Annotated in this window: 20 protein-coding genes; 3 read left to right on the top strand and 17 right to left on the bottom strand. The window is 46.3% G+C overall.

What is annotated here, in order from left to right:
• Positions 1 to 5 precede the first annotated feature (5 nt).
• From recQ to BQ5796_RS00200, 3 genes are all read right to left on the bottom strand, one after another.
• The gene (gene recQ, locus BQ5796_RS00210) at positions 6 to 2,138 is read right to left on the bottom strand and encodes a DNA helicase RecQ (protein WP_097678006.1); all 2,133 of its coding nucleotides are present in this window, start codon (positions 2,136 to 2,138) and stop codon (positions 6 to 8) included.
• A gap of 121 nt (positions 2,139 to 2,259) precedes the next feature.
• Positions 2,260 to 2,445, bottom strand: a complete 186-nt coding sequence (locus tag BQ5796_RS00205; RefSeq protein WP_071458426.1) for a hypothetical protein — start codon at positions 2,443 to 2,445, stop codon at positions 2,260 to 2,262.
• Positions 2,446 to 2,468: 23 nt separating this feature from the next.
• Positions 2,469 to 2,846, bottom strand: coding sequence for a DUF5412 domain-containing protein (locus BQ5796_RS00200; protein WP_071461078.1), 378 nt, complete (start codon positions 2,844 to 2,846; stop codon positions 2,469 to 2,471).
• Between the two features lie 137 nt (positions 2,847 to 2,983).
• Between BQ5796_RS00200 and BQ5796_RS00195 the strand changes: the two genes are divergently transcribed.
• Positions 2,984 to 3,163: a hypothetical protein gene (locus tag BQ5796_RS00195; protein ID WP_071458425.1), complete on the top strand. Its 180-nt coding sequence runs from the start codon at positions 2,984 to 2,986 to the stop codon at positions 3,161 to 3,163.
• Between the two features lie 67 nt (positions 3,164 to 3,230).
• Here the strand turns inward: BQ5796_RS00195 and BQ5796_RS00190 are convergent, their stop codons facing one another.
• The 3 genes from BQ5796_RS00190 to BQ5796_RS00180 all read right to left on the bottom strand — a co-directional run bounded on the left by BQ5796_RS00190 (position 3,231) and on the right by BQ5796_RS00180 (position 6,359).
• Positions 3,231 to 4,697: a nicotinate phosphoribosyltransferase gene (locus tag BQ5796_RS00190; protein WP_071458424.1), complete on the bottom strand. Its 1,467-nt coding sequence runs from the start codon at positions 4,695 to 4,697 to the stop codon at positions 3,231 to 3,233.
• A gap of 60 nt (positions 4,698 to 4,757) precedes the next feature.
• Positions 4,758 to 5,309 (bottom strand): cysteine hydrolase family protein, encoded by a 552-nt coding sequence (locus tag BQ5796_RS00185; RefSeq protein WP_083412996.1) that lies wholly within the window; start codon positions 5,307 to 5,309, stop codon positions 4,758 to 4,760.
• 135 nt (positions 5,310 to 5,444) lie between these two features.
• On the bottom strand, positions 5,445 to 6,359 hold the full coding sequence (locus BQ5796_RS00180) for a diacylglycerol kinase (protein WP_071458422.1): 915 nt from the start codon (positions 6,357 to 6,359) through the stop codon (positions 5,445 to 5,447).
• A 334-nt stretch (positions 6,360 to 6,693) separates the two neighbouring features.
• On the opposite strand from BQ5796_RS00180, the gene putP reads away from it, so the two are divergent.
• Positions 6,694 to 8,187 carry a sodium/proline symporter PutP gene (putP, locus tag BQ5796_RS00175; protein WP_071458421.1) on the top strand — a complete coding sequence of 498 codons (1,494 nt, stop codon included), beginning with the start codon at positions 6,694 to 6,696 and terminating at the stop codon, positions 8,185 to 8,187.
• Positions 8,188 to 9,547: 1,360 nt separating this feature from the next.
• Here the strand turns inward: putP and gatB are convergent.
• The 6 genes from gatB to pruA all read right to left on the bottom strand — a co-directional run bounded on the left by gatB (position 9,548) and on the right by pruA (position 16,955).
• Positions 9,548 to 10,975: an Asp-tRNA(Asn)/Glu-tRNA(Gln) amidotransferase subunit GatB gene (gene gatB / locus BQ5796_RS00170; protein ID WP_071458420.1), complete on the bottom strand. Its 1,428-nt coding sequence runs from the start codon at positions 10,973 to 10,975 to the stop codon at positions 9,548 to 9,550.
• A gap of 12 nt (positions 10,976 to 10,987) precedes the next feature.
• Complete coding sequence (gatA, locus tag BQ5796_RS00165; protein ID WP_071458419.1) at positions 10,988 to 12,442, bottom strand: Asp-tRNA(Asn)/Glu-tRNA(Gln) amidotransferase subunit GatA; 1,455 nt, start codon at positions 12,440 to 12,442, stop codon at positions 10,988 to 10,990.
• Positions 12,443 to 12,456: 14 nt separating this feature from the next.
• On the bottom strand, positions 12,457 to 12,747 hold the full coding sequence (gatC, locus tag BQ5796_RS00160; protein ID WP_071458418.1) for an Asp-tRNA(Asn)/Glu-tRNA(Gln) amidotransferase subunit GatC: 291 nt from the start codon (positions 12,745 to 12,747) through the stop codon (positions 12,457 to 12,459).
• 160 nt (positions 12,748 to 12,907) lie between these two features.
• The gene (locus BQ5796_RS00155; RefSeq protein ID WP_071458417.1) at positions 12,908 to 13,363 is read right to left on the bottom strand and encodes a YueI family protein; all 456 of its coding nucleotides are present in this window, start codon (positions 13,361 to 13,363) and stop codon (positions 12,908 to 12,910) included.
• Between the two features lie 352 nt (positions 13,364 to 13,715).
• On the bottom strand, positions 13,716 to 14,999 hold the full coding sequence (aceA, locus tag BQ5796_RS00150; RefSeq protein ID WP_071458416.1) for an isocitrate lyase: 1,284 nt from the start codon (positions 14,997 to 14,999) through the stop codon (positions 13,716 to 13,718).
• Between the two features lie 408 nt (positions 15,000 to 15,407).
• A complete protein-coding gene (gene pruA / locus BQ5796_RS00145; RefSeq protein ID WP_071458415.1) occupies positions 15,408 to 16,955 on the bottom strand; it encodes an L-glutamate gamma-semialdehyde dehydrogenase in 1,548 nt (515 codons plus the stop codon).
• Positions 16,956 to 17,867: 912 nt separating this feature from the next.
• Between pruA and BQ5796_RS00140 the strand changes: the two genes are divergently transcribed.
• The gene (locus BQ5796_RS00140; RefSeq protein WP_083412995.1) at positions 17,868 to 18,650 is read left to right on the top strand and encodes a 2OG-Fe dioxygenase family protein; all 783 of its coding nucleotides are present in this window, start codon (positions 17,868 to 17,870) and stop codon (positions 18,648 to 18,650) included.
• Between the two features lie 423 nt (positions 18,651 to 19,073).
• Here the strand turns inward: BQ5796_RS00140 and BQ5796_RS00135 are convergent, their stop codons facing one another.
• From BQ5796_RS00135 to BQ5796_RS00115, 5 genes are all read right to left on the bottom strand, one after another.
• Positions 19,074 to 20,264 (bottom strand): CamS family sex pheromone protein, encoded by a 1,191-nt coding sequence (locus BQ5796_RS00135; RefSeq protein ID WP_071458414.1) that lies wholly within the window; start codon positions 20,262 to 20,264, stop codon positions 19,074 to 19,076.
• 13 nt (positions 20,265 to 20,277) lie between these two features.
• Positions 20,278 to 22,284, bottom strand: a complete 2,007-nt coding sequence (gene ligA, locus BQ5796_RS00130) for an NAD-dependent DNA ligase LigA (protein WP_071458413.1) — start codon at positions 22,282 to 22,284, stop codon at positions 20,278 to 20,280.
• A 24-nt stretch (positions 22,285 to 22,308) separates the two neighbouring features.
• Positions 22,309 to 24,558 (bottom strand): DNA helicase PcrA, encoded by a 2,250-nt coding sequence (gene pcrA, locus BQ5796_RS00125; protein WP_071458412.1) that lies wholly within the window; start codon positions 24,556 to 24,558, stop codon positions 22,309 to 22,311.
• Between the two features lie 23 nt (positions 24,559 to 24,581).
• On the bottom strand, positions 24,582 to 25,274 hold the full coding sequence (gene pcrB / locus BQ5796_RS00120; RefSeq protein ID WP_071458411.1) for a heptaprenylglyceryl phosphate synthase: 693 nt from the start codon (positions 25,272 to 25,274) through the stop codon (positions 24,582 to 24,584).
• A gap of 148 nt (positions 25,275 to 25,422) precedes the next feature.
• Positions 25,423 to 25,734 (bottom strand): YerC/YecD family TrpR-related protein, encoded by a 312-nt coding sequence (locus tag BQ5796_RS00115; protein WP_071458410.1) that lies wholly within the window; start codon positions 25,732 to 25,734, stop codon positions 25,423 to 25,425.
• Between the last annotated feature and the right edge of the window lie 50 nt (positions 25,735 to 25,784).

The following is a 25,784-nucleotide window of genomic DNA, read 5'->3' as shown; positions in this document are numbered from 1 at the left end:
TTTTATCACAACGAAGAGCCGCTGCCTATTTTTCGTAAATATACTTTGATCATGAAGTAGCTGATTTCGTCTGGCAAAAGCTCCTTGATTGGCTTCAGCCGATCGCGGCCAGCCTCTTCCACGGCTTTTTCAATCAAAGGACGGTACGCTTCTGGGAGCAATAAGGAATCATTCAACTCCATTCCCTCCTGCATGCAGGTCGCAAGATGGTTCTCAATCGTTGCCGGTGAAAGCTCCCGCCTTTCAGCAATTTCCCCCACCTTCAAACCTTCCTTATGCATGCTGTACGTTTCCATCCGCGTCTCACCCGGCGGCTTTTTCGGCGGCTTTTTGGCAGCTTCCGCGACTGACGCGACCCGCTCTCGCTCAGGGTGCGCTTCCATGAAAGCGGAGATCGCTTCCATAAAAGGCTTCCCGTATTTTTCAAGCTTATGCTGACCTACACCGCTTACCTGTAAAAATTCCGCCTCATCCACAGGCAGCCGCGCTGCCATATCTTTCAAACTCGTATCGGAAAAAATAACAAACGGCGGCACTTTTTCCGAATCAGCGATAGACTTCCTCAAGATGCGCAGCTCTTCAAACAGCGGATCGTCTGCCGCGATTGTTGCCGTCTTCACTGCTTCTTTCCGCATCACCTTCACTTTGCCTGTCAGCACATCCTTGCCGCCAGGGGAGACAAATATTGTTGGGTAAGCGCCATGCTGCACACCGATTAAATTTTGCGAAATGAGAAATTCAATCAGATCGCTCACAGCCTTTGTGCTTTTATCCTGCATGATGCCGTAGGTGGAAAGCTTATCGAAGCCAAACTCTAAAACTTTCTTGCTGCGGGAGCCTGTCAGAACACTCGCTGTCATCGCCTTGCCGAATTTCTGGCCCATGCGGATGATGCAGCTTAGCACCATTTGCGCTTCCTTTGTGACATCGATGCTCTCCCGGCTGTCCGTACAGTTTCCGCAACGCCCGCAAGGCTCTCCGCCATCCTCCCCAAAATAGCGGAGGATATGGCGCTGCAGGCAATCCTCTGTATGGCAGTAATCGACCATGCTTTGCAGTTTTTCCAGCTCCTGCGTAATCCTTTCTCCTTCCGTCGACTGATCAATAAGGAAGCGCTGGATTTGCACATCCTGTGAAGAATGGAGCAGGATAGCCTCGCTGTCCATGCCGTCCCTGCCCGCACGGCCCGCTTCCTGATAATAGCTTTCCATGTTTTTCGGCATCTGAAAGTGGATGACATAGCGGATGTTCGATTTATCGATTCCCATGCCGAACGCCGATGTCGCCACCATGACGGAAACTTCATCGCGAAGGAATTTATCTTGCTCGCTGTTCCGCTCCATATCATTCATGCCAGCATGATACCTTCCAGCGGCAACTCCTTGCTTTTGCAGCCACTCATAAAGCTGGTCGACATTCTTTCTTGTCGCAGCGTAAATGATGCCCGCTTCCCTGCTGTTCTTTTTTACATAATTTTTCAGATAGAGTGTCTTGTCCTGGCCTTTCACCACGGAAAAAGATAAATTCTGCCGTGCGAAGCCAGTAATGACGGCATGAGAAGGATCGATTCCAAGCGAGGTGCAAATATCCTGCTGCACGACAGGAGTTGCCGTGGCAGTAAGCGCGAGTACCACTGGGGAGTTCCGCAATGACTGGATGAGGCGCGCGATATGTAGATAGCTTGGCCGGAAATCGTGGCCCCACTGCGAAATACAGTGCGCTTCATCGACAGCGATTAGCGGGATGCTCATATATTGCAGTTTTTCGCGGAAATCAAACGACTCCAGCCTTTCCGGCGCGACATAGAGCAGCCTGTATTCGCCGTAGACTGCAGCCTCAAGCGTTTCTGCCGCTTCCTGTGCTGAAAGCGAGGAATTGATATAAGCGGCAGAAATCCCAAGCTGGTTCAGCGTATCCACTTGGTCTTTCATCAAGGAAATCAATGGGGAGATGACTAGGGTTGTCCCTTTGAAGAGTAGTGCGGGAATCTGGTAGACGATGGACTTACCGCCGCCTGTCGGCATGATGACCACCGTGTTTTGCCCGGATAGCGCAAACGAGATCGCCTTCTCCTGCCCTGGGCGGAAGTTGTCATAACCATAATACGTTCGCAACAATTCTTTGGCTTTTTCCAACAAGACGGAAGCTCCTTTCATAATGAGAATAGCGGATGAAATGCTCCTTCATTTTAGCATAATCACTAGGAAAAAACAGAGGCCGGACGTAGACTGACCGGTAAAATCGGACTCATAAACGGACCTACAAATCAAAAATTGCATTTAGGATTAAAACAACAAACCATAAAAAAACGATTCCCCCGGCAATTCTTACTCCTGTTTTATGATCATTTCTATCTTTATTTTCTCCATTCAGTCGGTGCATTGTTCTATAAAAAGCTTGAGCCTTAATTTGCTTGGATTTTTTAACTTGACCGTCTCTGTCCACTGAATTCGCCCCCTTTCCACTTTTTACTGATGTCTAAAATCAAACTTGTCATGTGGTACATTTAAGATTTTTCCGTTTATCACTACTGTATCATTGTGTTTCCAAGAAATTTCCGCACTTTCCTCTTTATAATTCCAATAAATATTTTTCGTTTTATGACTTTTTTCGTTAAAAACCAGCTCACCACGAACGGAATAAGAGGTTGTGGCACCGCCATTAGTGACGTAAGCTTTTAAAGTATATTTTCCATCTGGTGAGGTTTCTTCTGTCAGATATTCCCCTGTTGGCAATCGCTCCATATCATAAAAAGCCCAATAAACTCCATATCCAATGAAAGCTAAAAATAATAGTACAACAGTCGAAAAACATCCAAGTACATTTCTCTTTGCTTTCTTTTTCATGCTAGTAACATTTGCATCTATATATTCGCTCACATGGTTCCGTCCCTAGCTTCATTTCTTAATTTTTAAGACTCCCTCTTTATTTTAACAGATATATCCACTTGTGATATCCTTTTATAAAAGGAGGATGGGCGATTTTGAAATCAATAATATTTTTCTTTTTTCTTGTATTCAGTGTTACTGGCATTGCAACTCTTTGGACTGGGTTAGATTTTCCTTTTGAGGTTCTAGACAAACAATCTGCAAGCTATTTGTGCTTCATCATCGCAGGTATCCTTTTAATAATATTTTATATTTTACGTGTAAAAAAAGGATAGAGCCAGAGATTAAATCTCCTGGCTCTATTTCAATAACAGAGGCCGGACAAAAGCCCGGCCCCTCCCATTATTCACTAATGCTTTCGACCTTCGCACGCACTTCCTCGATGTTTCGCATCTTGTTGTCCCAGCATTTTTGGCTTAGGTCAACAGGGTATTCTTCTGGATTTAAGGAACGCTTGTACTCTTCCCAGAATTGTCCGAGTGATGCTCTTGCGTAGCTGCGGATTTCTTCCAGCGTCGGCAGATTGTAGACAAGTTTGCCATCGACAAAAATATCGGTGTGCAAATCTTTTGCCTCGAAATTGCTTACGTATTTTTTGATATACGTATGCGTTGGATGGAACATTTTCAGCACTTTTTCAGCAGCTGGGTTCTCCCCTTCAAGCGTGATGTAGTCGCCTTCCACATTTCCGCGCTTTTTGCTGATGATTCGGTATACTTTCTTTAGTCCCGGCGTCGTAACTTTTTCCGGATTCGAGCTGATTTTTATCGTGTCTTCCATCTCTCCTGCATCATTTTCGATGGAGACGATTTTATAGACAGCACCAAGTGCAGCCTGGTCGTAGGCTGTAATCAGCTTTGTTCCGACGCCCCATGTATCAATCTTTGCACCTTGGGATTTCAAATGCATGATCGTATACTCGTCAAGATCGCTTGATGCAACGATTTTTGCATCAGGGAATCCCGCTTCATCCAGCATTTTGCGCGCTTCCTTCGACAGGTAGGCAAGGTCGCCGCTGTCGAGCCGGATGCCGATGAAGTTGATTCGGTCGCCGAATTCCCTCGCCACACGGATGGCATTCGGGACGCCCGAGCGCAAAGTATCGTACGTATCCACAAGGAAGACGCAGTTGCGATGCGTCTCGGCATATTTTCGGAAAGCCGTATATTCGTCGCGATACGCCTGTACCATTGAGTGGGCATGCGTGCCGGCAACAGGGATGCCGAATAGCTTTCCAGCCCTGACGTTGCTCGTCGAGTCAAAACCCGCCAGATAGGCCGCACGTGTCCCCCAGATGGCTGCGTCCATTTCCTGGGCGCGGCGAGTGCCGAATTCCATTGCTATTTCGTCGCCGACTACATGCTTGATTCGCGATGCTTTTGTTGCAATCAGCGTCTGGTAGTTCACAATATTCAACAGCGCCGTTTCAATCAGCTGCGCTTCGCCTAGCGCGGCATCCACCCTGATGAGCGGCTCGCTGCCGAATACGACCTCTCCTTCGCGCATCGAAGCAATTTTTCCAGTGAAGCGCAGATTTTTCAAATACGACAAAAAGTCATCGCTGTAGCCAACTTCCTCGCGCAAATAGGCGATATCTTCTTCGGTAAAGCGGAATTGGCGGATATAATCGATAATCCGCTCAAGACCAGCGAAGATGGCAAATCCGTTGCCGAAAGGAAGCTTCCTGAAAAAAAGCTCGAACACTGCTCTCCGGTTATGGAGGCCATCGCGCCAATACGTTTCAAGCATATTGATTTGATAAAGATCGGTGTGAAGCATGAGGCTGTCATCACGATAATTCTTTTCCATATAAAAACCCTCCGAATGTCTTCAGCGAAAATCTTCTTTTACCCTTTGATAAGCCGGCTTTTATACCACTTTAGCGCCTAATGCACTTTCAAAATGTCCAAGCGCCCAGTCATGACCGGCTAGGTTGAAGGAAGCGACAGCATCACGATGAATGACAATCTTGAACCCTTTGTTGTACGCATCAACAGCGCTATGAAGGACACAAATATCGGTGCAGACGCCAACGAGATGCACTTCCTCGATACCCCGTTCCCGAAGCTTTATCTCAAGGTCTGTTCCGGCAAAAGCCGAGTACCTTGTTTTATCAAGATAAAGGACGTTATCCTTGTCTTTCTTTTCCTCATAGAGTGCTTTAAGGCTTCCATATAGGTCCCGGCCTTTCGTCCCCCGAATATTATGCGGCGGATAAAGCGCTGTCTCAGGATGGCACTCGTCCCCCTCATCGTGAACATCGATAGCAAAAACGGTATAGTCGCCAGCCTCCATGAACTCCTTTGTTATCGCAGTGATTTTCTCCTCGATTTCTTGCCCTGGCACACCGCATGTTAAAGCGCCGCCATCTGCAACGAAATCATACGTATAATCAACATTGATCAAAGCCCTTTTACCCATTGCCCATTCCTCCTTTGTGAAAAAGCAAACTTGTATTATCCCTATTTTCATTCATCGTTCGTTATTGTGCAAATTTTTTAACTTATGAGGATAGAAAAAGAGCCGGGATTCCCGGCCACTTGTTATTGCATGCTATTATTCCGGCCTGTCTTCAGGGCGAAGCTTGTCGTATGGTACAAAAACCTCGATATGGCGGTACAAATTCTCGAATTCAGCTGGGAGCGTTCCGCCGTATTCCCCATCGAGGTTGAGCAGAACCCTCTCATCGGAATGAACCTTTATTCTGTTCGCACTTGTATAAAGCACATTCGGATCATTGACATGCTCACCGCGAATTGCAAGCGTAGCAATCCTGATGAGATCCGCCAGATTCGTCTTTTTCAATACGAGCAGCGAGAACAGCCCATCATTGATGGACGCGTTCGGCGCCAGCCTTTCAAAGCCGCCGACAGAGTTTGTCAGGCCGACAAGGAACATCATCACTTCGCCTTGGAACAGCTTGCCGTCGTACTCGATTGTCACGTTGGACGCTTTCAAGGACGGCAGCATTTCGATGCCCTTCAAGTAATAGGCGAGCTGGCCGAGCATTGTTTTCAGCTTGCTTGGCACTTCGTAGGTCAGTTCTGTCAGCCTTCCGCCGCCTGCTATATTGATGAAATATTTATCATTAATCCGCCCGACATCAACAGGGATGGTCTCCCCTCGTACAATAATGTTCACCGCAGCCTCAATGTCCCGCGGAATATGGACGGCTCTGGCGAAATCATTCGTCGTACCTGTCGGAATAATCCCGATTTTCGGCCTGTATTCCTGTTCAGCGATACCATTGATGACTTCGTTGATCGTTCCGTCTCCCCCTGCTGCAATGACAAGGTCGTAGCGGCGCGCCACAGCTATTTTCGCAGCTATTGTCGCATCCCCTTCTCCTTTCGTCGCATGGCAGGAAGCTTCATAGCCAGCGTCCTCCAGCTTCATCAGCACTTCCCCAAGGCTCTTTTTAAAAAGTTCGCGCCCTGATGTTGGATTATAGATAATTCTTGCTCTTTTCATTGCCCCATCATCCTATAATGAATATGATTGTGTTGCTTTTTACATCCTTTTACATCATAGCCTAAATGTTTCCGGCAGGCAATATATGCTAATAACAATTACTGCATAAATGAACATGTGGTTGCCTGAAACCATATTATAGAATAATATGCAGAGTAATATTCTCCGATAGAATAAAATATAAGAAACAGCCTCATAATCGTCAAAATTTATATATTGATAAAATAATAAATTTTTGTTTACATAGTAAAATACGAGAAAAATAATTGTCACAATAATGTGTCTAATGATAAAATATTCTATATATTATGAATAAATAAAAGGAGGATGAAACATGTCAAATGAGACATTACAACTCATTTCAATCGGTATATATATGGCGGCGATGCTTTTCATCGGCTGGTATTCGTATCGTAAGACAAGCAACTTAACCGATTATATGCTGGGCGGCCGCTCGCTCGGCCCAGCTGTTACCGCACTCAGCGCCGGCGCTGCAGATATGAGCGGCTGGCTGTTGATGGGCTTGCCTGGAGGTATTTACGTAACAGGGCTTGCCAGTGCGTGGATTGCCGTAGGATTAACGGTTGGAGCCTATCTGAACTGGGTGCTCGTTGCACCGCGCCTGCGCTCGTACACCCAAGTCGCCAATGACTCTATTACTATTCCAAGCTACTTGGAAAATCGCTTCAAAGATACAACGAAAATGCTGCGAATTGTTTCCGGCATTGTCATCTTAGTCTTTTTTACCTTCTATGTATCATCCGGAATGGTTTCCGGCGCGGTATTTTTTGAAAATTCTTTCGGCCTTGATTATTTAACAGGATTGCTGATTGTTTCTTGCGTTGTTGTCGCTTACACTTTGTTCGGCGGTTTCCTTGCTGTCAGCTACACTGACTTCATTCAGGGTATGATGATGCTTGTCGCTCTATTGCTTGTGCCAATCCTAGGATTCGCCAAAACAGGCGGACCTGCGGAAACATTCGAAACGGTTCGCGCCATCGACCCAGCATTATTGGATTTCCTCAAAGGAACGACTATCATCGGCATCATTTCGGCGGCAGCCTGGGGGCTTGGCTACTTCGGCCAGCCGCACATCATTGTCCGCTTTATGGCCATCACAACCGTTAAAGAAACGAAGAGCGCCCGCCGCATTGGGATGAGCTGGATGATTTTCTCCCTTTTAGGAACGATTTTAACTGCTTTTATCGGGCTTGCCTTCTTTGAACAAAATCCGGATATGAAGCTAGGCAACCCCGAAGCCGTTGTCATTGAACTAGGACAAATTTTCTTCCATCCGCTGTTTGCAGGCTTCCTGCTCGCAGCAGTGCTTGCAGCCATCATGAGCACCATCTCCTCACAGCTCATCGTCACATCGAGCGCGTTGACAGAGGACCTTTATAAAGTACTATTGAAAAAAGAAGTATCCGACCGCCACCTTGTCTTCTTCGGAAGAATGGCAGTCCTTGTCGTATCCGTTGTCGCTTTGGTACTCGCTCTAGACCCAGATAGCACGATTCTCGACCTGGTTGCCTATGCGTGGGCCGGATTCGGAGCTTCCTTTGGGCCAGTCATCCTTCTCAGCCTCTTCTGGAAAAAGATGACTGGAAAAGGAGCGCTATGGGGAATGATCGCAGGTGCCGTCACGGTAATAGTATGGTCAAACTTCAAGCTAGACCACTTCCTTTTTGGGGAAACGCTATACGAAATCGTTCCAGGCTTCCTGATCAACCTCCTTGTTTCGATTGTTGTCAGCCTGGCAACCTTTAAGCATAATAAAGAAATTGAAAAAGAATTTGACGAAAGCGTCAAGCTGCTGAAAGAACAGTAAGCTTCCTATTAAGGCACCCCGTTATATTATGGTGGGTGCTTTTTTACGTGTTTGAAGCAGACTTGATTGCAATCCCAGAAGACGGGCAAGTATAATTGGTCAGAAATATAGGATTTTTTCGCAAAAACTGCTTCTTTTTAGTGAATATGAGCCTTCCACTCGTGTGTAACCAGTTACATTTTAAGTGAACAACCCTCTCGCAATAGGTTATCTACGGTAACGGTACATTTATCTGCGGTAATCAGCAATTTATCTACAGGTAAATCAGCTTTTATCTACGGTAATCCACAATTTATCTACAGTAGCTATATAACAGAATCCATATTAGATAATTTCTGTAAAACAGCCCACAATCCTCCGCTCTTCCACAAAACCTTAAAAATTGTCATTTTGAATTGGTTTTTTGAGGTTTATGAGAGCGTTTTTGGTGCTGGGGAGGTGTTTTTTGAAATAGCGAGCTTGTGGAACCGATTACACATGATCGTGAAGCTCCTCCGGAAGACACTTGGATAAGGATATCTACGGTAACGGTACATTTATCTACGGTAATCAGCAATTTATCTACAAGTAAATCAGCTTTTATCTACGGTAAACAGCAATCTATCTACAGTAGCTATATAACAGAATCCATATTAGATAATTTCTGTAAAACACCCCACAATCCTCCGCTCTTAAAAAATTGTCATTTTGAATTGGTTTTTGAGGTTTATGAGAGCGTTTTTGGTGCCTGGGGAGGTGTTTTTTGAAATAGCGAGCTTGTGGAACCGATTACACATGATCGTGAAGCTCCTCCGGAAGACACTTGGATAAGGTTATCTACGGTAACGGTACATTTATCTACGGTAAACAGCAATTTATCTACAGGTAAATCAGCTTTTATCTACGGTAAACCACAATTTATCTACAGTAGCTATATAACAGAATCCATATTAGATAATTTCTGTAAAACACCCCACAATCCTCCGCTCTTCCACAAAACCTTAATTGTCATTTTGATTTGGTTTTTGAGGTTTATGAGAGCGTTTTTGGTGCCTGGGGAGGTGTTTTTTGAAATAGCGAGCTTATGGAACCGATTACACATGATCGTGAAGCTCCTCCGGAAGACACTTGGATAAGGTTATCTACGGTAACGGTACATTTATCTGCGGTAATCAGCAATTTATCTACAGGTAAATCAGCTTTTATCTACGGTAAACAGCAATTTATCTACAGGTAAATCAGCTTTTATCTACGGTAAACAGCAATTTATCTACAGTATATCCCATTATTTCCTTTTCAATGAGTCTTCAGCTCTTACTTTGCGAAATTTTTCCCGGGAAATAAAACGACAAGAGCCGACGGATTTCCGTCGGCTTCTGCTTTATCTTTTTTGCAATTCTTGCGACAGGAGTTTGTTGACAAGCGGCGGGTTAGCTTGCCCTTTTGTCGCTTTCATGATTTGGCCGACGAGGAAACCTTTTGCTTTTTCCTTGCCGCCTTTGAAGTCTTCAACAGATTGCGGGTTGTTGTCGATAATTTCGTTGATGATTGCCAGCAATGCGCCTTCATCAGAAATTTGGACAAGTCCTTTTTCCTTAACAATCACCGCAGGGTCACCGCCGTTTTCCATCAATTCCTTGAACACGGTCTTTGCAATTTTAGAAGAGATAGTGCCGTCGGAAATCAGCCTTATCAATCCTGCAAGGCTTTCAGGCGTGAGTGGAATATCGTGCAGCTCCTTGCCCTCAGCATTCAGGTAGCCGGATACATCTCCCATGATCCAGTTGGAAGCCTGCTTTGCGTCAGCGCCTGCAGATACAGTTGCTTCGAAGAAATCTGCAGTTTCTTTTGTGACAGTCAGGACAGCGGCATCATATGCAGGGAGTCCCATTTCCTCAATATATCGTTTTTTGCGCACGTCTGGAAGCTCAGGAATCTCAGCGCGCACCTTTGCCTTCCATTCTTCATCAATATAGATATCCATCAAGTCCGGCTCAGGGAAATAGCGATAATCCTCAGAACCTTCTTTTACACGCATGAGCAGCGTTGCGCCTGTTGCTTCGTCGAAACGTCTTGTTTCCTGCCTGATTTCGCCGCCAGCATCCAATATTTCCGCCTGACGCTTGATTTCGTACTCCAGCCCTTTGCGGACAAAGTTGAAAGAGTTCAAGTTTTTCAGCTCCGTCTTTGTGCCAAATTCTTTTTGGCCAACAGGACGCAAGGAAATATTCGCATCGCATCTCAGCGAACCTTCCTCCATCTTGCAGTCGGAAACGCCAGTATACTGAATGATCGATTTTAATTTTTCCAAATAAGCGTATGCTTCATCGGGAGAGCTGATATCCGGCTCAGAGACGATTTCTACAAGTGGGGTTCCCTGACGGTTGAAATCGCAAAGAGAATAGCCGTTTCCATGCGTCAGCTTGCCCGCGTCCTCTTCCATATGAATCCTGGTGATGCCGATTTTCTTCTTCACGCCATCTACTTCTATTTCAATATAGCCGTGCTCGCCGATTGGCTTGTCAAACTGAGAAATTTGATATGCCTTCGGATTATCCGGATAAAAATAGTTCTTGCGGTCGAATTTCGTATGCGAAGCTACTTCGCAGTTCAGCGCCATACAAGCCTTCATCGCATAATCAACTGCTTTTTCGTTCAATACAGGCAATACGCCGGGATAACCAAGATCGATGACCGATGTATTGCTGTTCGGCTCCGCACCAAATGCATTTGGACTTGCCGAAAAAATCTTGGAGTCGGTCTTGAGTTCTACATGGACCTCCAACCCAATCACTGTTTCATACTTCATCTTTTTCACCCCTTACAACTGTGGTCTTTGTTTATGAAATTCCGTTGCCTGCTCAAACGCATGGGCAACGCGGTAAACGGTCGATTCGTCAAAATGCTTTCCGATGATCTGCAAACCAAGCGGGAGGCCTGATGCGAAGCCGCATGGAACGGAAATAGCCGGAACGCCGGCAAGATTCATTGGAATTGTTAAAATATCGTTGGCATACATCGTCATTGGATCACTCATATTTTCACCGATGCGGAATGCTGGTGTTGGAGTAGTCGGCCCAACAATTACATCGAATTTTGCAAGCACATCGTCAAAGTCTTTTTTAATCAGTGTACGGACTTTTTGCGCTTTTTTATAATAGGCATCATAGTAACCAGAGCTGAGTGCGAAAGTGCCAAGCATGATTCGGCGCTTCACTTCGTCCCCGAAGCCTTCCGCTCTTGTTTTTTTATACATATCGATGAGGTTTTCTGCTTCCTCCGTTCTGTATCCATAACGCACTCCGTCAAAGCGTGCAAGGTTGGCGGATGCCTCTGAGGAGGACAGCAGGTAGTAAGTTGCTAGCGCATACTTCGAATGAGGAAGCGATACTTCTTCCCACTCGGCGCCAAGCTTCTCGAGCACCTTCAAAGCGTCGAGCACAGCCTGCTTCGCTTCAGGGCTGACACCCTCACCAAGGTATTCCTTCGGCACTGCAATTTTCAAGCCTTTGACATCTCCAGTGAGCGATTTGTTGTAGTCGGGAATCTCCACATTGGCAGAAGTAGAGTCCATTCGGTCATGACCGGCAATAGTGCGCAGCAAGTCTGCGTTATCTTCCACCGTATTAGTAATAGGGCCAATCTGGTCAAGCGAGGAGGCGAACGCGACAAGACCATAACGTGAAACAAGGCCGTAGGTTGGTTTCATGCCGACAACGCCGCAGAATGCTGCTGGCTGACGGATGCTGCCGCCAGTGTCGGACCCGAGGGAAAATGGCACTTCGCCCGCCGCAACGCTTGCAGCAGAAGCACCTGAAGATCCCCCTGGGACAGTTTCCAGATTCCATGGGTTAAAAGTTTTTTGGAATCCAGAGTTCTCGTTAGATGATCCCATCGCGAATTCATCCATGTTCAGCTTGCCGATTGTGACCGTATCAGCATGATGTAGCTTTTCCATGACCGTTGCATTATAAATAGGGTTAAAGTTTTCGAGAATTTTGCTTGCGCATGTTGTTCGGAGATTTTTCGTCACGATATTATCTTTGATGCCGATCGGCATACCGAATAACACTCCGCTTTCTTCTTTTCCAAGCCTTGCATCGAGCGCTTTTGCTTTTAGGCGCGCCTGTTCCTCGTCAAGGGTCAGGAATGCCTGCACTTTCCCGTCGACTTCGCTGATCCGCCGGAATGATGCGTCCACAAGGTCTGATACGGTAATTTCTTTTTTATGTAATAAGGCTTTCAACTCTGATACCTTATGTTCCAATAAGCTCATATCTCTGCTCCTTCCTATTCCATTATGGATGGCACTTTGATTTGGCCGTCCTGATGTTCCGGCGCGTTCTTCAGTACCTCTTCCCGCGGAAGTCCCATCGCTGCTTTATCCTGGCGAAGGACGTTCCGGATATCAAGCACATGCGATGTCGGTTCCACTTTTTCTGTATCTAGTTCGTTTAACTGCTCGGCGAAGGTGATAATCTTGTCGAGCTGCTCTGTAAATGTGTGGACCTCTTCCTCGGTGACAGCAAGCCGTGCCAGATGTGCGACGTGCTTCACTTGTTCTTCCGAAATCCTTGACATAAAGCCACCTCCAATAAGTTATAAAAAAAGGCAATAATATTGATAATAGCAAACTTTTTCACTTTAAAGCAATACGATTGCGCCTTATCGCTATTTTAACATGACACTTTCCTCCGTTGGGACGCAAGTGGAAAAAGCCCCGGAAAACCGGAGCTTTTTCTTAATCATCATTTTTGAACAATTTATTCTTGAGCTGTGAAAGCAGGCTAATTTCACTCGCCTTTTTACCAGTTATGGGCGCCTCAGGTTTTTTCTCTAGGAAAATCTCCTCTTTGTCGATTGCCTGGTCATGCGCCAAAACTAGCCCAAGATCCGAATCGTGTTCTTTATTTGTCACCATTGTGTAAGTAATACCCCGTTTTTTCGCGGCTTCGATATAGTGAGAGAACGCGGAATACGAAATATTTCCATTCAAGTAAAGATGTGCTGACGCATGTTCATCCATAATTTGTTCTAGCTGCGGCAGGAGGCTATCGTCTCCAATCTGAGCCTGAGTCAGCGCAACAGCCACTCGCTCCCGGATGGTACCGAGGAAGCGCCGCCTTTCATCAGGCTTTGTCACCTTTGCTCCATGAATCCCCTGCTGCAAGTAATCATCCACACTATGATTTCCCATATTATCACCCCGCTGCTATTATGTATGACTGCTTCATTTTTTCTGTGCCAATTTAAGCATAACCTTTTCTGGCGAAAAAAAACCTTCCCTTGTGACAGGGAAGACGAATTAGGATTAGGTGAAAGAATCAAACAGCCCTTGCTGGTGACAAGGTAATTCCGTTCGTGATGCTGATAAAACATAGTGCATTGCGTGCTGATCAGTGAAGTTACTAATCAAACATAGTGCTGCATCAGTAGCTAGTTGTGCTTGTGCGTGTTGTTGCGATACGCCTTTAGCGTAATGATGCGTATCCGATTTCGTTAGGGTTGAAACATTATGTCCATTACGGTGAGCTGCTAAGAAGCTCCGGTTACTTTGCGGCAGTGAATTGTTCCTCTTCCGTGGAGCCTTTGAGGGCAGTTGTTGAAGAGGTTCCGCCAGTGATGACCATAGAAACTTGATCGAAGTAGCCTGTGCCGACTTCGCGCTGGTGTCTTGCTGCGGTGTAGCCGTACTCTTCGCTGGCAAACTCTGCTTGCTGAAGTTCAGAGTAAGCAGCCATTCCGCGATCGCGGTAGCCTCTTGCTAGTTCAAACATGCTGTGGTTAAGGGCATGGAATCCTGCAAGTGTGACGAACTGGAACTTGTAGCCCATTTTTCCGAGCTCCATCTGGAACTCCGCAATCGTCTCGTCATCCAATTTCTTTTTCCAGTTGAAGGAAGGCGAGCAATTGTATGCGAGCAGTTTCCCAGGGAATTTTTCATGAATTGCTTCGGCAAAGCGGCGCGCTTCCTCGATATTGGGTTCTGAAGTTTCACACCAGATGAGGTCCGCATACGGCGCATACGCCAAACCCCGCGCGATTGCCTGGTCAAGACCCGCATTTGTGCGGAAGAAGCCTTCGGGCGTACGCTCGCCTATGATAAACGGCGCATCTGCTGGATCGACATCGCTTGTGATCAGTTCAGCTGCGTTGGCGTCTGTCCTTGCAATAACAAGTGTTGGAACGCCCATCACATCAGCAGCAAGGCGAGCGGAGATTAAGTTCTTAACAGCTGTCTGTGTTGGCAGAAGAACTTTGCCTCCAAGGTGGCCGCATTTCTTTTCAGAGGAAAGCTGATCTTCGAAGTGAACGCCGGCAGCACCCGACTCAATCATGCCCTTCATCAGTTCAAATACATTAAGCTGTCCGCCAAACCCTGCTTCTGCATCCGCGACAATCGGCGCAAACCAGTCGACGGATTGATCTCCTTCAGAATGAGTGATTTGGTCAGCACGCTGCAATGCTTGGTTGATTCGCTTTACTACTGCTGGAACGCTGTTCGCTGGATAAAGGCTTTGGTCCGGATACATATGTCCGGAAAGGTTCGCATCGGCTGCAACCTGCCAGCCGCTGAGATAGATTGCTTTTAGGCCGGCCTTCACCTGCTGAACAGCCTGATTTCCAGTCAAGGCACCAAGCGCATTGATGAAATTCTCTTCGTTTACTAGTTTCCACAGCTTTTCCGCGCCGCGGCGGGCGAGCGTATGCTCAATATCAATGGAACCGCGGAGCTTGATGACATCCTCCGCTGTATATGGTCTCTCAATTCCTTTCCAACGTGAATCCATTTCCCAGTTTTCCTGCAACTGCTTTACTCTTGAATCTGTCATGTTTGCTGTTTCCTCCTATCAAAATAGTAATCTTTCGGGTGGAGGCTGTACCTTACTGGTTTAGCTCTATCCCGTTTTCGGTTGACCCTTGTTATAATACAGTAAATTATTTTTATGATTGTATTATATAACAGGGTGGATGAATTGCAATACTTTTGATGGATTTTTCTGAAATTTTATTTCGACAAAATTTGAAGCTTCAAGGAGTACGCACGCAGAGGGGGTCAGGCACGCTTTAGCACTGTGCAGCACCGGGGGTCAGGCACGCTGCTGTCCTTTACCACTCCACCGCACTGGGGGTCAGGCACCTTGTTAAGGTACCTTGTTAATTGGAATAGCCTCCTTCCAAAGTGGAAGGAGGCTAGGGTCTGTCTTATATGTCGTACTTTTCCGAATTGGTCCTATCTCTTAGTACATTTCGGATGTTGTCTTTGCTTGCATGTGAAGCAGGATGTAGTCTGGACCGCCTGCTTTGGAGTCTGTTCCGGACATGTTGAATCCGCCGAACGGCTGGTAGCCAACGATAGCGCCTGTGCAGCCGCGGTTGAAGTATAAGTTTCCAACATGGAAATCTTCACGTGCTTTTTGGATATGTTCGCGGTTTCTAGTAATGACCGCACCAGTTAAACCGTATTCCGTATTGTTGGCAATTTCAAGTGCATGGTCGAAATCCTTTGCTTTTGTAAATCCAACAACTGGGCCAAAGATTTCTTCCTGCATGATGCGTGCTTTCGGATCAAGATCAGCAAAAACAGTTGGCTTGATGAAATAGCCTTTGCTGTCGTCTCCTTCGCCACCTGCCATCAGCTTACCCTCTTGCTTGCCGATTTCAATGTATTCCATAATTTTATTGAATGCATTTTGGTCATTGACAGGGCCCATGAAAGTGCCTTGCTCTTCCGGATTACCAACAGTCAGCTCTTTTGTCAGTTCCACCACACGGTTCAATACTTGATCATAGACATCTTCCACAATTACTGCACGGGAACATGCCGAGCATTTTTGGCCAGAGAAGCCAAACGCAGAAGCAACAATAGATTGAGCTGCAAGCTCAAGGTCTGCATCGCTGTCAACTACCATTGTGTCTTTTCCGCCCATTTCTGCAATAACACGCTTCAGCCAAATTTGACCTTCGTTCAACTCAGCTGCACGCTTGTAAATGCGCAGACCGACGTCACGGGATCCTGTAAAAGAAATAAAACGAGTATCTTTGTGGTCAACAAGATAGTCGCCGACTTCCGCGCCGCTTCCTGGTACAAAGTTCAACACGCCTTTAGGAAGGCCTGCTTCTTCCATTACTTCCACAAACTTAGCCGCAACAACAGGCGTTGTAGAAGCTGGCTTCAACAGAACAGTGTTGCCTGCCACAATCGCCGCAACGGTTGTGCCTGCCATGATTGCAAGCGGGAAGTTCCATGGTGAAATAACAATTCCCACGCCTAGCGGAATGTAATCATAACGGTTATATTCATTCGGACGGCTATTCACTGGAACACCGTCTTTGATTAATAGAATTTGGCGTGCATAGTACTCAAGGAAGTCAATAGCTTCCGCTGTATCAGCATCTGCTTCATTCCATGGCTTTCCAGCTTCTTTAGTTAAAAGTGCTGAGAATTCATGCTTGCGGCGGCGAATAATCGCTGCTGCTTTGAAAAGTACATCAGCACGAGTTTCAGGTTTTACTTTTTTCCAAGTTTTGAATGCCTCCACCGCAGCTTGCATCGCTTGCTCTGCATGCTCGCGAGTTGCCTTGGATACACGGCCAATAACCTCTTCTTTATTAGCTGGGTTATAGGAAATGATTTTATCCTCTGTCGAAACACGCTCTCCGCCAATCAATAAATCATAATCCTGGCCAAGATAACCTTTTACCGTTTCTAGACCTTGAAGGTAATCTTTCTTATTTTCTTCGACTTTGAAATTTGTAAAAGGCTCGTGTTTATATGGCTGAACCATCCAATCCCCTCCTATGAAAATGCTTTCTTGCCCAACTATTATTCTATCATGACATGGGGAAAGTATTCAAAGATAATTATTTGATAGTTCATTAAATTATGAGACGTTGTAACATTCACTCTATAGATTGGTGATAAATCCTTGTTTTATTTTTTCCTGAAAAAGAAAACGGGAGTTTTTTTAGAAGTTTAGATGTAGTTGAAATAGAGGATAAATGCAGAAACGTGCGGCATTTTCTATTAGATAGTGGAGTTTGATAGAGGTAAAAAAATCCTTGAGCGCTTCTTTATGAGCATCTTTTGACTGGCATAGACATTTTTCACAATGACAATGGCCTCTGTGCCAACGCATGAAAATACATCCATAACTAGGACATTGCACACCAGTTATGAGATCACCTTTTTTCAATTCAAAAAGCGTCCATACAGAAGGGTTATGGCTAATATTCTCCCTTATAAGAAATTGAATCAATTTTTCCAGCTTCTTTTTTGACAGTTTCACTTTCCTCTGCCTTCATTATTTTCGGCTTTGTCCTTGGTATTACAATCAATATCTTCACTCCTTGCTATTCGTTTCTTCCATTATACAGAAAAAATTGGTATGACCTCGATATACAATTATGCCCATTATTCTTCGATTTCTACTATTTTTGCTTCCTTGCTTAACGGTCAAGCATAGGGCACTGCCCTATTTGCCATTCTAATACTTTTATTGTCCGATTGAACCTTTTAATTGTCCGGTTCCGGCATTTTATTGTCCGTTCATAACCGTTTATTTGCCAGACCAGAATGGAAATCAATCCTTTTCCCACCCGTGCAATCATTTCCCTGACAAGCCTCGCTTATCGTATAATGAGCAAATGGAACCCGCCCGATTCTGCGGCGGTCATCTCAATTATCGGAGGCATTACATATGGAACATGCATTATTGAACAAAAAGAAAGACCTTGAAGCCTATGGCTACAAAAAGTTTGGATTGATGACTCTCCCTGTGCCAAGCCTTGAAGCGGATCTTCGCGAACTGGCCGAGGAATTCGACCATCTTCCGCGGGATACATATTCCCCTGAAAGCCATCGTTACAGAAAATATTCCCGAGCGATCATCAATCCTTGGGACGGTGCCCTGCAGTGGCTGCCTGACTTTATTGATGAAGACGGAGAAGCGAAATCGCTGTATTTTCAAGGAACTTTCAACGCAGAATACCTTGAAGAATATCGCGCGTTCCCTGCCCTCAGCGAAAAAATAAAAGAAAACGCCTTGCTGCAGGAAATCATCAAATATGATTTTAACGAAACATTCTGGAATCCTTATGAAAAAATTCTGCCAATCCATGTTGGCGTTCACTTTGTGAAATATATGGTGGAGGATGAAACACAGGAATCCGTCGCATCACCGAATACGATTCATCAGGATGGAGAGCCATTTACCTTTGTGCATCTTATCACGTATAAAAATGTACACGGTGGCCGCAGTACTGTCGCGCATCCAAGCTGTGCCGGCCTCAACCGGGAGCAAGCAAACGAAAAACTGATTCTCGATGAATTCGACCTTACGGAGCCGCTCGATTCCTACGGGGTGTGCGATAAGAAAGTGAGCCACTATGTTAGTGGAATTAAAAAAGGACCAGAATCCCGTCCCGCTGAAAGAGGCGTTCTCCTTATCGATTACACACCACTCACGATTGCGATCACTTAAATAGTGAAAAAGACTGCCAAACCTCGGCAGTCTTTTTAGGTTCACGAAAGAGTTCCGGATTCTTACTTAAATGAAGTTAACAGCCAAGTTATAAACAATACCATAAGGATTACAATGAAAGATACTCTAATCGTCTTCTTTGGGTTTATTAATAAATATGATAAATAAAGCCTAGGGAAACCGTAGACTGCAAAAATTTCTTTTTTAGAAGGAAAATCGATCCATTTTATTCATTAAAACTCTTCTCCGCTATTCTTTTTTTAGATAAAAACCTTTTCTGTGAATTATTGTAATATTTATTTTCTGCATTACTTTTATTATAAAAATATATTAGACTCTCGCTCGCCCCCCGCAAAAAAAGGCCCCCACTCTCTCCAATCACATCACAAAAAACCAGAACCTAAGAAGTCCTGGTTTTCCCGTCTATTGATAAATATGAACAGTTGGCTCTTTTTGGTCAGGCTTGCGCAATATCAGCGCTTCCGGCCCATTGACGGATGTGATGCTGACCTGGATGGATACATGTTCTGGGAACTGGTCCATGACAAGGCCTGTCGCATACTGCGTAAAACTCACTGCTTCTGCTTTTCCGTAAAACTGGATGGGGATATCGATGCTGATGTTCTGGAGCTGATCGTCCAGATAGAATGCATTGCCGACAACGCCGTTATAGTTCGGGAAGTATTTCTCGACATCTTGCTTGAAGTTTTCGAACCAAACAAGGTCGTCCCGATGGTCGCGCTTCGCTTCATCTGACGGGAAGAGAACGTATTTCTCCTTCACCTTTTCCCAGCTGCTGATGTTGGAGCCTCCTTGATCTACTTCTGAATAGGCAATGAAGTTACCGGGAACAACGGAAGAGCGGCTTTTTTGCTCGAACAAAGCGAGCGTAATCGGGATATTCTTCAATTCGTCCATCCTGCGGAGGCGGTTGACTACTTCCTGTGCAATCCGTTTCCCTTCCTGTTCCATTTCCGCATGTGGTATTTTCACTTCAAATGTGTCGCCAAACTCTTCTTTCTGGTAGTAATGGATCGAGTTGAGCGCAAGGCCGATGACTACGCCGCCCAGCTTGTATGTCCCTTTGTCATCCGCCTTTATAAGATAATCATGCTCCAGGATGTGCGAAAGGTAAATTGGGCTCTTTTTGTTCATTACCGCAACATCCCCGCCTTCGATAGCCGGATTGAGTCCAACATTATCCTCCTCGGTGGAGGGTTCCTCCTTATTTTCAGCGTTCGCCTTTAGCTGCTCTGCTGTAAGCTTGCGGTTTAGCCATGATTGCACTGTTTTTGCCTTGAGATACTGGCCTTCCTGGAAGACATATTTCTCTGTATCGAATGAGTTTTGGGCAATCCGCATCAAGCCGGTCTCAAACTCATTGATGTCATAGCGTGTATTCAGATTATTTACAACCTGGCCGCGTGCGGCGCTTGGCTCAAATGGCACAATCGAACGGTAATATTTCTCTGAAATTTTGTACTTAGGAATAATCGCTTTTTCCTTTGAATCTTTATCGCGCTTTTGGACGACCTGCTCTTCTTTTTGAAAGTTAGGAGCACAGCCCGCCAGGAGCAGAACGATGGAAAAAGTGGCGATGAAGAGCTTCCTCATGCCGGTTCCCCCCCTATTGATTTAATTCTTCCAGAAGCCTCTCTTCATTCCATACTTCGATGCCAAGGCTTTCTGCTTTATCCAGCTTCGAGCCGGCATCCTCGCCGGCAATGACAAGATGCGTTTTTTTGCTGACGCTTCCAGCGACATTGCCGCCAAGCGCCTCAATTTTTTCCTTAGCTTCGTTTCTGGTCAGCCTATGCAGCTTTCCAGTCAGAACGACCGTTTTTCCAGCGAAAAAAGAATCTGAGTCAGCCGCGGCCAATGTGCGAGGACCTTTGTATTCCATGTTGACTCCTGCCGCTTCCAATTCCCGCAGCAGCTCTTCCACTTCTTCACTGTCAAAATAAGTGACAATAGAATCAGCCATTTTCTCGCCGATTTCGTTGATTGCGGTCAGTTCTACCACGGATGCTTTCCGCAATGCATCGATCGTACCGAATTCCTTCGCAAGCGTCTTCGCTGCCTTCGCGCCAACAAGGCGGATGCCAAGACCGAAAAGAAGCTTTTCAAGCGAGTTGCTCTTCGATGCTTCGATTGCTGCTAAAAGATTGTTGACTGATTTCTCACCCATTCGTTCAAGCCTTAGAAGCTGCTCTTTCGTCAGTTTATATAAATCGGCTACATTTGTGATCAATCGCTCACCAAAAAGCTGGCTGACCACTTTTTCCCCAAGACCATCGATATTCATCGCATTCCTTGATACAAAATGAATCAAGCCTTCGCGAATTTGCGCTGGACACTTCGGGTTGATGCAACGCAATGCCACTTCCCCTTCAAGCCGGACAAGGTCGCTTTCGCATTCCGGGCAATGTGTCGGCATATGAAAATCTTCTTCTGCCCCGCTGCGCTGTTCTGCAAGAACGTTCACGACTTCAGGGATGATGTCACCAGCTTTTTTTACGACAACAAGGTCGCCGATTTTGATATCCTTTTCGCGGATTAAATCTTCATTGTGCAAGGAAGCCCGCTGTACCGTCGTTCCTGCCACCTGAACTGGTTCGAGGACCGCAGTTGGCGTGATAACGCCCGTGCGGCCGACGTTGAGCTCGATGTCGATTAGCTTTGTGACGACTTCTTCTGCAGGAAACTTATAGGCAATTGCCCAGCGCGGACTTTTTGCCGTCGTGCCAAGCTCGTCCTGCTGTGCAAGCGAATCAACCTTAATAACAATGCCGTCAATATCGTAAGGCAGATCTGGGCGGCGTTCCACCCAGCTCTCGACAAAGGAGATGACTTCATCAATGTCCTTTGCCTTGCGGCGTTCCTTATTTGTCTTGAAGCCCAGTCGATCCAAGTAATCGAGGCCTTCGCTGTGCGACTCGACGCCTATATTATCCGGGTTTCCGATGCCATAAAGGAAAATATCAAGATTCCTTGATGCTGCAATCTTCGGGTCGAGCTGACGCAAGGAACCTGCCGCCGCATTCCGCGGGTTCGCGAAAGGCTCCTCTTCACGCTTGCTTCTTGCCTCGTTCAATGCCATGAACGATTTTTTCGGCATAAAGGCTTCGCCGCGCACTTCCATTGTAACAGGTTCATTCAATCGGAGCGGTATCGAGCGGATCGTCTTCAAGTTGGAAGTAATATCCTCGCCGATTGTTCCGTCCCCTCTCGTCGAACCAAGGACAAACATTCCATTCTCATAGCGGAGGGAAACGGCTAGTCCATCAATTTTCAGTTCGCACACATAAGTAGCTGTATCGCCGACCGCTTGGCGCACCCTGCGGTCAAAATCGCGAAGGTCCTGCTCATTGAAAGCATTGCCGAGACTAAGCATCGGGATGGCATGTTCTACTTTCCGGAACATATCCAATACTTCCCCGCCTACCCGCTGTGTCGGCGAATCCGGCGTTTTCAATTCAGGATAAGCGTCCTCGATGTCCGTAAGCTCGCGCATCAGCCTGTCGTATTCCGCATCAGGCACGGAAGGCTTATCGAGAACATAATATTCATAGCCATATTGGTTCAACAGATTTTGCAGCTCTGCCGCTTTTTTCTGTGCAGTCTGAAAGTCCATATATCCAGCCCTTTCAAGATAAATTTATGCTTTTTCGATCGGCGCGAATTTCGCCAAGAGGCGCTTCACACCTGTTGGACTTGGGAAGGCAATATCGAGCTCCATTCCTTCGCCAGAGCCTTTAACACTGACAACCGTCCCTGTTCCCCATTTCCCATGCTTCGCTTTATCGCCGACCTTCCAGTCTCCTGGAGCTGCCGATGACGCTTCGGGCCGCCTAACCGCCGGCCTCATCCCGCGCCGCTCTCCATAGGTGGACGGAGATTTCCTGCTTCCCGTGCTGAATGCAGAAGCTGATGATTCGAATGGAGAGCCCTTCTTCTTCGGAACGGCATCTTCGATTAAGTCTGATGGAATTTCTTTAATGAAGCGGGATTCCGGGTTCATGTTCGTGCGGCCGTACAATGTACGCATTTGGGCATTGGTGATGAATAATTCTTCCTCTGCCCTTGTGATGCCGACATATGCAAGCCGGCGCTCTTCTTCCATTTCCGCTTCTTCCATAAGGGAGCGGCTGTGCGGGAAGACTCCTTCCTCCATTCCAATCAGGAAGACGACAGGAAACTCCAAGCCTTTCGCCGAGTGGAGCGTCATCAATGTGACAGTATCGGTTTTCTTTTCGCCGTCATCATCCAAACGGTCGATATCCGCCACAAGCGCAAGATCTGTCAGGAAGCCAACGAGACTTTTGTCCTCGCTGCTATCTTCAAAGCTCTTTGTTACGGTTAAAAATTCATCCAAGTTCTCCATCCTGCTTTGCGCTTCGATCGATTTCTCCGCTTTCAGCATCTCGCGGTAACCCGATTTGTCGAGAATATCCTCAACAAGCTCCGTTACCGACAGGAATTCCTGCATATTCGTAAAATTGCTGATAAGCGAGCGGAACTCCGCTGCAGCCTTTTCCGCTTTCGGGCTAAGACCGATCAGCTCAAGGCTTTGGAGCGCCTGGAACATGGACATATCGTGCATTGCCGCGAAATTAGCGATTTTATCAACGGAAGTCGAGCCGATCGCCCGCTTCGGAACATTAATGACACGCTGCAGGCTGATATCGTCATCCGGGTTGGAAATAAGGCGCAAGTACGCCAAGATATCCTTGATCTCCTTGCGGTCATAGAACTTGATGCCTCCGACGATGGAGTATTCGATATTGGATTTCAGGAACGCTTCCTCGATTGCACGGGACTGCGCATTTGTGCGGTACAGAATGGCGATATCTGAATGCTTCCGCCCTTTTGTCCTAATAAGCTCTTGAATTTTTCCGATGATGAACTGCGCTTCTCCCTGTTCGCTGTCTGCCCGGAAGTAGACAATCTTATTGCCATCGCTGTTCTCTGTCCAAAGATTTTTCGGCTTGCGATTCAAGTTGTTTTCGATTACTTTGTTTGCTGCCAGCAAAATTTTCTTCGTCGAACGGTAATTTTGCTCGAGCAAGATGACACTGGCGTTCGGGTAGTCTTTTTCAAAAGAAAGAATGTTCGCGATATCGGCTCCGCGCCAGCGGTAAATAGACTGGTCAGAGTCACCGACAACGCAAAGATTCCTAAATCTTGCTGCAAGCAGCTTTACGAGCATGTATTGTGCCCTGTTCGTATCCTGGTACTCATCGACGTGGATGTACTGGAATTTGCGCTGGTAATACTCGAGAACCTCTGGCACGCGCTGAAACAGCGTGATTGTCGACATAATGAGGTCGTCAAAGTCGAGCGCATTGTTTTTCCGAAGGCGCTTCTGGTACTCGGTGTATACTTCGCTCACCATATTGGCAAAGTAATCCCCTGTTGTCTTGCTGTATTCCTCCGGCGTAATCAGTTCGTTTTTCGCCGAGGAAATGGTGCCAAGAATCGCACGCGGGTCAAACTTTTTCGGATCCATATTCTTTTCTTTCAATATGGATTTGATGACCGACTGCTGGTCGGTTGAATCAAGGATTGTGAAATTGCGGCTGAAGCCAATCCGGTCGATGTCGCGGCGGAGGATGCGGACGCACATTGAGTGGAACGTGGAGATCCAAATATCATCGGCTGCCCCGCCCATGATTCCCCCGATCCGCTCGCGCATTTCCCTGGCAGCTTTGTTCGTGAAGGTGATCGCGAGGATATTGTAGGGATTGACTCCCTTTTCGACAATCAGGTAACCGATCCTGTGGGTCAGCACCCTCGTCTTTCCGCTTCCCGCCCCTGCCATCAGCAATAGGGGGCCATCTGTTGTCTTGACGGCTTTTTGCTGCTCCGGGTTCAAGCCTTTTAATAATCTATCTGTTAAAAATTGCATGATTGCTCACCACCATAGGTACATTACTTTTCATTCTTCACAGCTTGTACTGTCAACAAAGCTTTATCCAAGTTTTCATAAAGGGAGTTCCCGACAACGATGACATCTGCGATACTGCCCATTTCGTTCGCCTGTTCGCGGCTTTCGATGCCGCCTCCGTAAAAAAGAATCGTCTCTTCCAGCACCGATTTTACGCTCCGGACCACTTCCGGATCGCCGTACTTCCCGCTGTATTCCAGATAAAAAATCGGCAGATGGAACATTTTTTCCGCCATCATGGCGTATGCCCTAGCATCATCAGCGTCAAGCGAAGCATCGGCCTCAGTAAGCTTTGCTGCTTTGCACTCGCTGTTCAAGATGCAATAGCCTTCGACAAAAATTTCTTCCCACTCCATCAAATCGCCGTACTCCTTGACGGCTTGATGGTGCAGTCCTGTCACCCATTTTGGATTCTTGCTGTTCAGGACCGACGGGATAAAATAAAGATCAAATCCAGGCGTGATCACTTCAAGGTCAGACACTTCCAGCACGCAAGGCACCGTATAGCGCCGCACGCGCGACATTAAATCGAGAACACCATCAAGCGTGACGCCGTCCGTCCCGCCGACGATGATGGCGTCCGTCCCCGACTCGCAAATAAGCTCAAGGTCAGCGTCGGATATTTCCTTGTTGGGATCTAGCTTAAACACATGCCGCCACTCTTTTATTTCATACATCAGCGGACTGCCTCCAATCTATATTTCCATTTCACCATTATAGCATTTGTCTATCTATATAAAAAAGGAAAGGCTAGGAAAAGTTAGCCTTCCAATCCTCTCTTTTTCATTAAAAAAACCGAAGCCCGCCGCCCCGGTTCTTCTGCACTTATTTTTTTTCTGTCGGCTTTTCTTCTTTTACTCGGCCGAGGGCCATTTCATAGGCGTCATTGCCGTAATTCAGGCAGCGCTTTACCCGGGAAATAGTCGCCGTGCTCGCGCCTGTATCCGCTTCGATTTTATGGTATGTGTTGCCTTCCTTCAGCATCCTTGCCACTTCCAGGCGCTGTGCCAGCGACTGAATTTCATTGACTGTACACAGATCATCAAAAAAACGATAGCACTCTTCCATATCTTTAAGAGTAAGAACGGCCTTGAAAAGCTGGTCGAGTTCTTTGCCCCTCAATTTATCAATTTGCATCCAATCAAGCTCCTTAATAGTTGTTTTTTATTATACAGACGTATTATATG

It is taken from the genome of Bacillus massilinigeriensis (assembly GCF_900111815.1).
In the GTDB taxonomy this organism is placed as follows: domain Bacteria; phylum Bacillota; class Bacilli; order Bacillales; family Cytobacillaceae; genus Mesobacillus_C; species Mesobacillus_C mediterraneensis.
Note: the sequence above shows the minus strand (reverse complement) of the source record. Positions and strands in the feature narration are given on the sequence as shown.

What these genes read in the sequence shown, in the direction of transcription:
- BQ5796_RS00200 (WP_071461078.1), bottom strand. Translation starts at nt 2,846, where the DNA reads ATGAAAAAGAAAGCAAAGAGAAATGTACTTGGATGTTTTTCGACTGTT.
- BQ5796_RS00190 (WP_071458424.1), bottom strand. Translation starts at nt 4,697, where the DNA reads ATGGAAAAGAATTATCGTGATGACAGCCTCATGCTTCACACCGATCTT.
- BQ5796_RS00185 (WP_083412996.1), bottom strand. Translation starts at nt 5,309, where the DNA reads ATGGGTAAAAGGGCTTTGATCAATGTTGATTATACGTATGATTTCGTT.
- BQ5796_RS00180 (WP_071458422.1), bottom strand. Translation starts at nt 6,359, where the DNA reads ATGAAAAGAGCAAGAATTATCTATAATCCAACATCAGGGCGCGAACTT.
- putP (WP_071458421.1), top strand. Translation starts at nt 6,694, where the DNA reads ATGTCAAATGAGACATTACAACTCATTTCAATCGGTATATATATGGCG.
- gatB (WP_071458420.1), bottom strand. Translation starts at nt 10,975, where the DNA reads ATGAAGTATGAAACAGTGATTGGGTTGGAGGTCCATGTAGAACTCAAG.
- gatA (WP_071458419.1), bottom strand. Translation starts at nt 12,442, where the DNA reads ATGAGCTTATTGGAACATAAGGTATCAGAGTTGAAAGCCTTATTACAT.
- gatC (WP_071458418.1), bottom strand. Translation starts at nt 12,747, where the DNA reads ATGTCAAGGATTTCGGAAGAACAAGTGAAGCACGTCGCACATCTGGCA.
- BQ5796_RS00155 (WP_071458417.1), bottom strand. Translation starts at nt 13,363, where the DNA reads ATGGGAAATCATAGTGTGGATGATTACTTGCAGCAGGGGATTCATGGA.
- aceA (WP_071458416.1), bottom strand. Translation starts at nt 14,999, where the DNA reads ATGACAGATTCAAGAGTAAAGCAGTTGCAGGAAAACTGGGAAATGGAT.
- pruA (WP_071458415.1), bottom strand. Translation starts at nt 16,955, where the DNA reads ATGGTTCAGCCATATAAACACGAGCCTTTTACAAATTTCAAAGTCGAA.
- BQ5796_RS00140 (WP_083412995.1), top strand. Translation starts at nt 17,868, where the DNA reads ATGGAACATGCATTATTGAACAAAAAGAAAGACCTTGAAGCCTATGGC.
- BQ5796_RS00135 (WP_071458414.1), bottom strand. Translation starts at nt 20,264, where the DNA reads ATGAGGAAGCTCTTCATCGCCACTTTTTCCATCGTTCTGCTCCTGGCG.
- ligA (WP_071458413.1), bottom strand. Translation starts at nt 22,284, where the DNA reads ATGGACTTTCAGACTGCACAGAAAAAAGCGGCAGAGCTGCAAAATCTG.
- pcrA (WP_071458412.1), bottom strand. Translation starts at nt 24,558, where the DNA reads ATGCAATTTTTAACAGATAGATTATTAAAAGGCTTGAACCCGGAGCAG.
- pcrB (WP_071458411.1), bottom strand. Translation starts at nt 25,274, where the DNA reads ATGTATGAAATAAAAGAGTGGCGGCATGTGTTTAAGCTAGATCCCAAC.
- BQ5796_RS00115 (WP_071458410.1), bottom strand. Translation starts at nt 25,734, where the DNA reads ATGCAAATTGATAAATTGAGGGGCAAAGAACTCGACCAGCTTTTCAAG.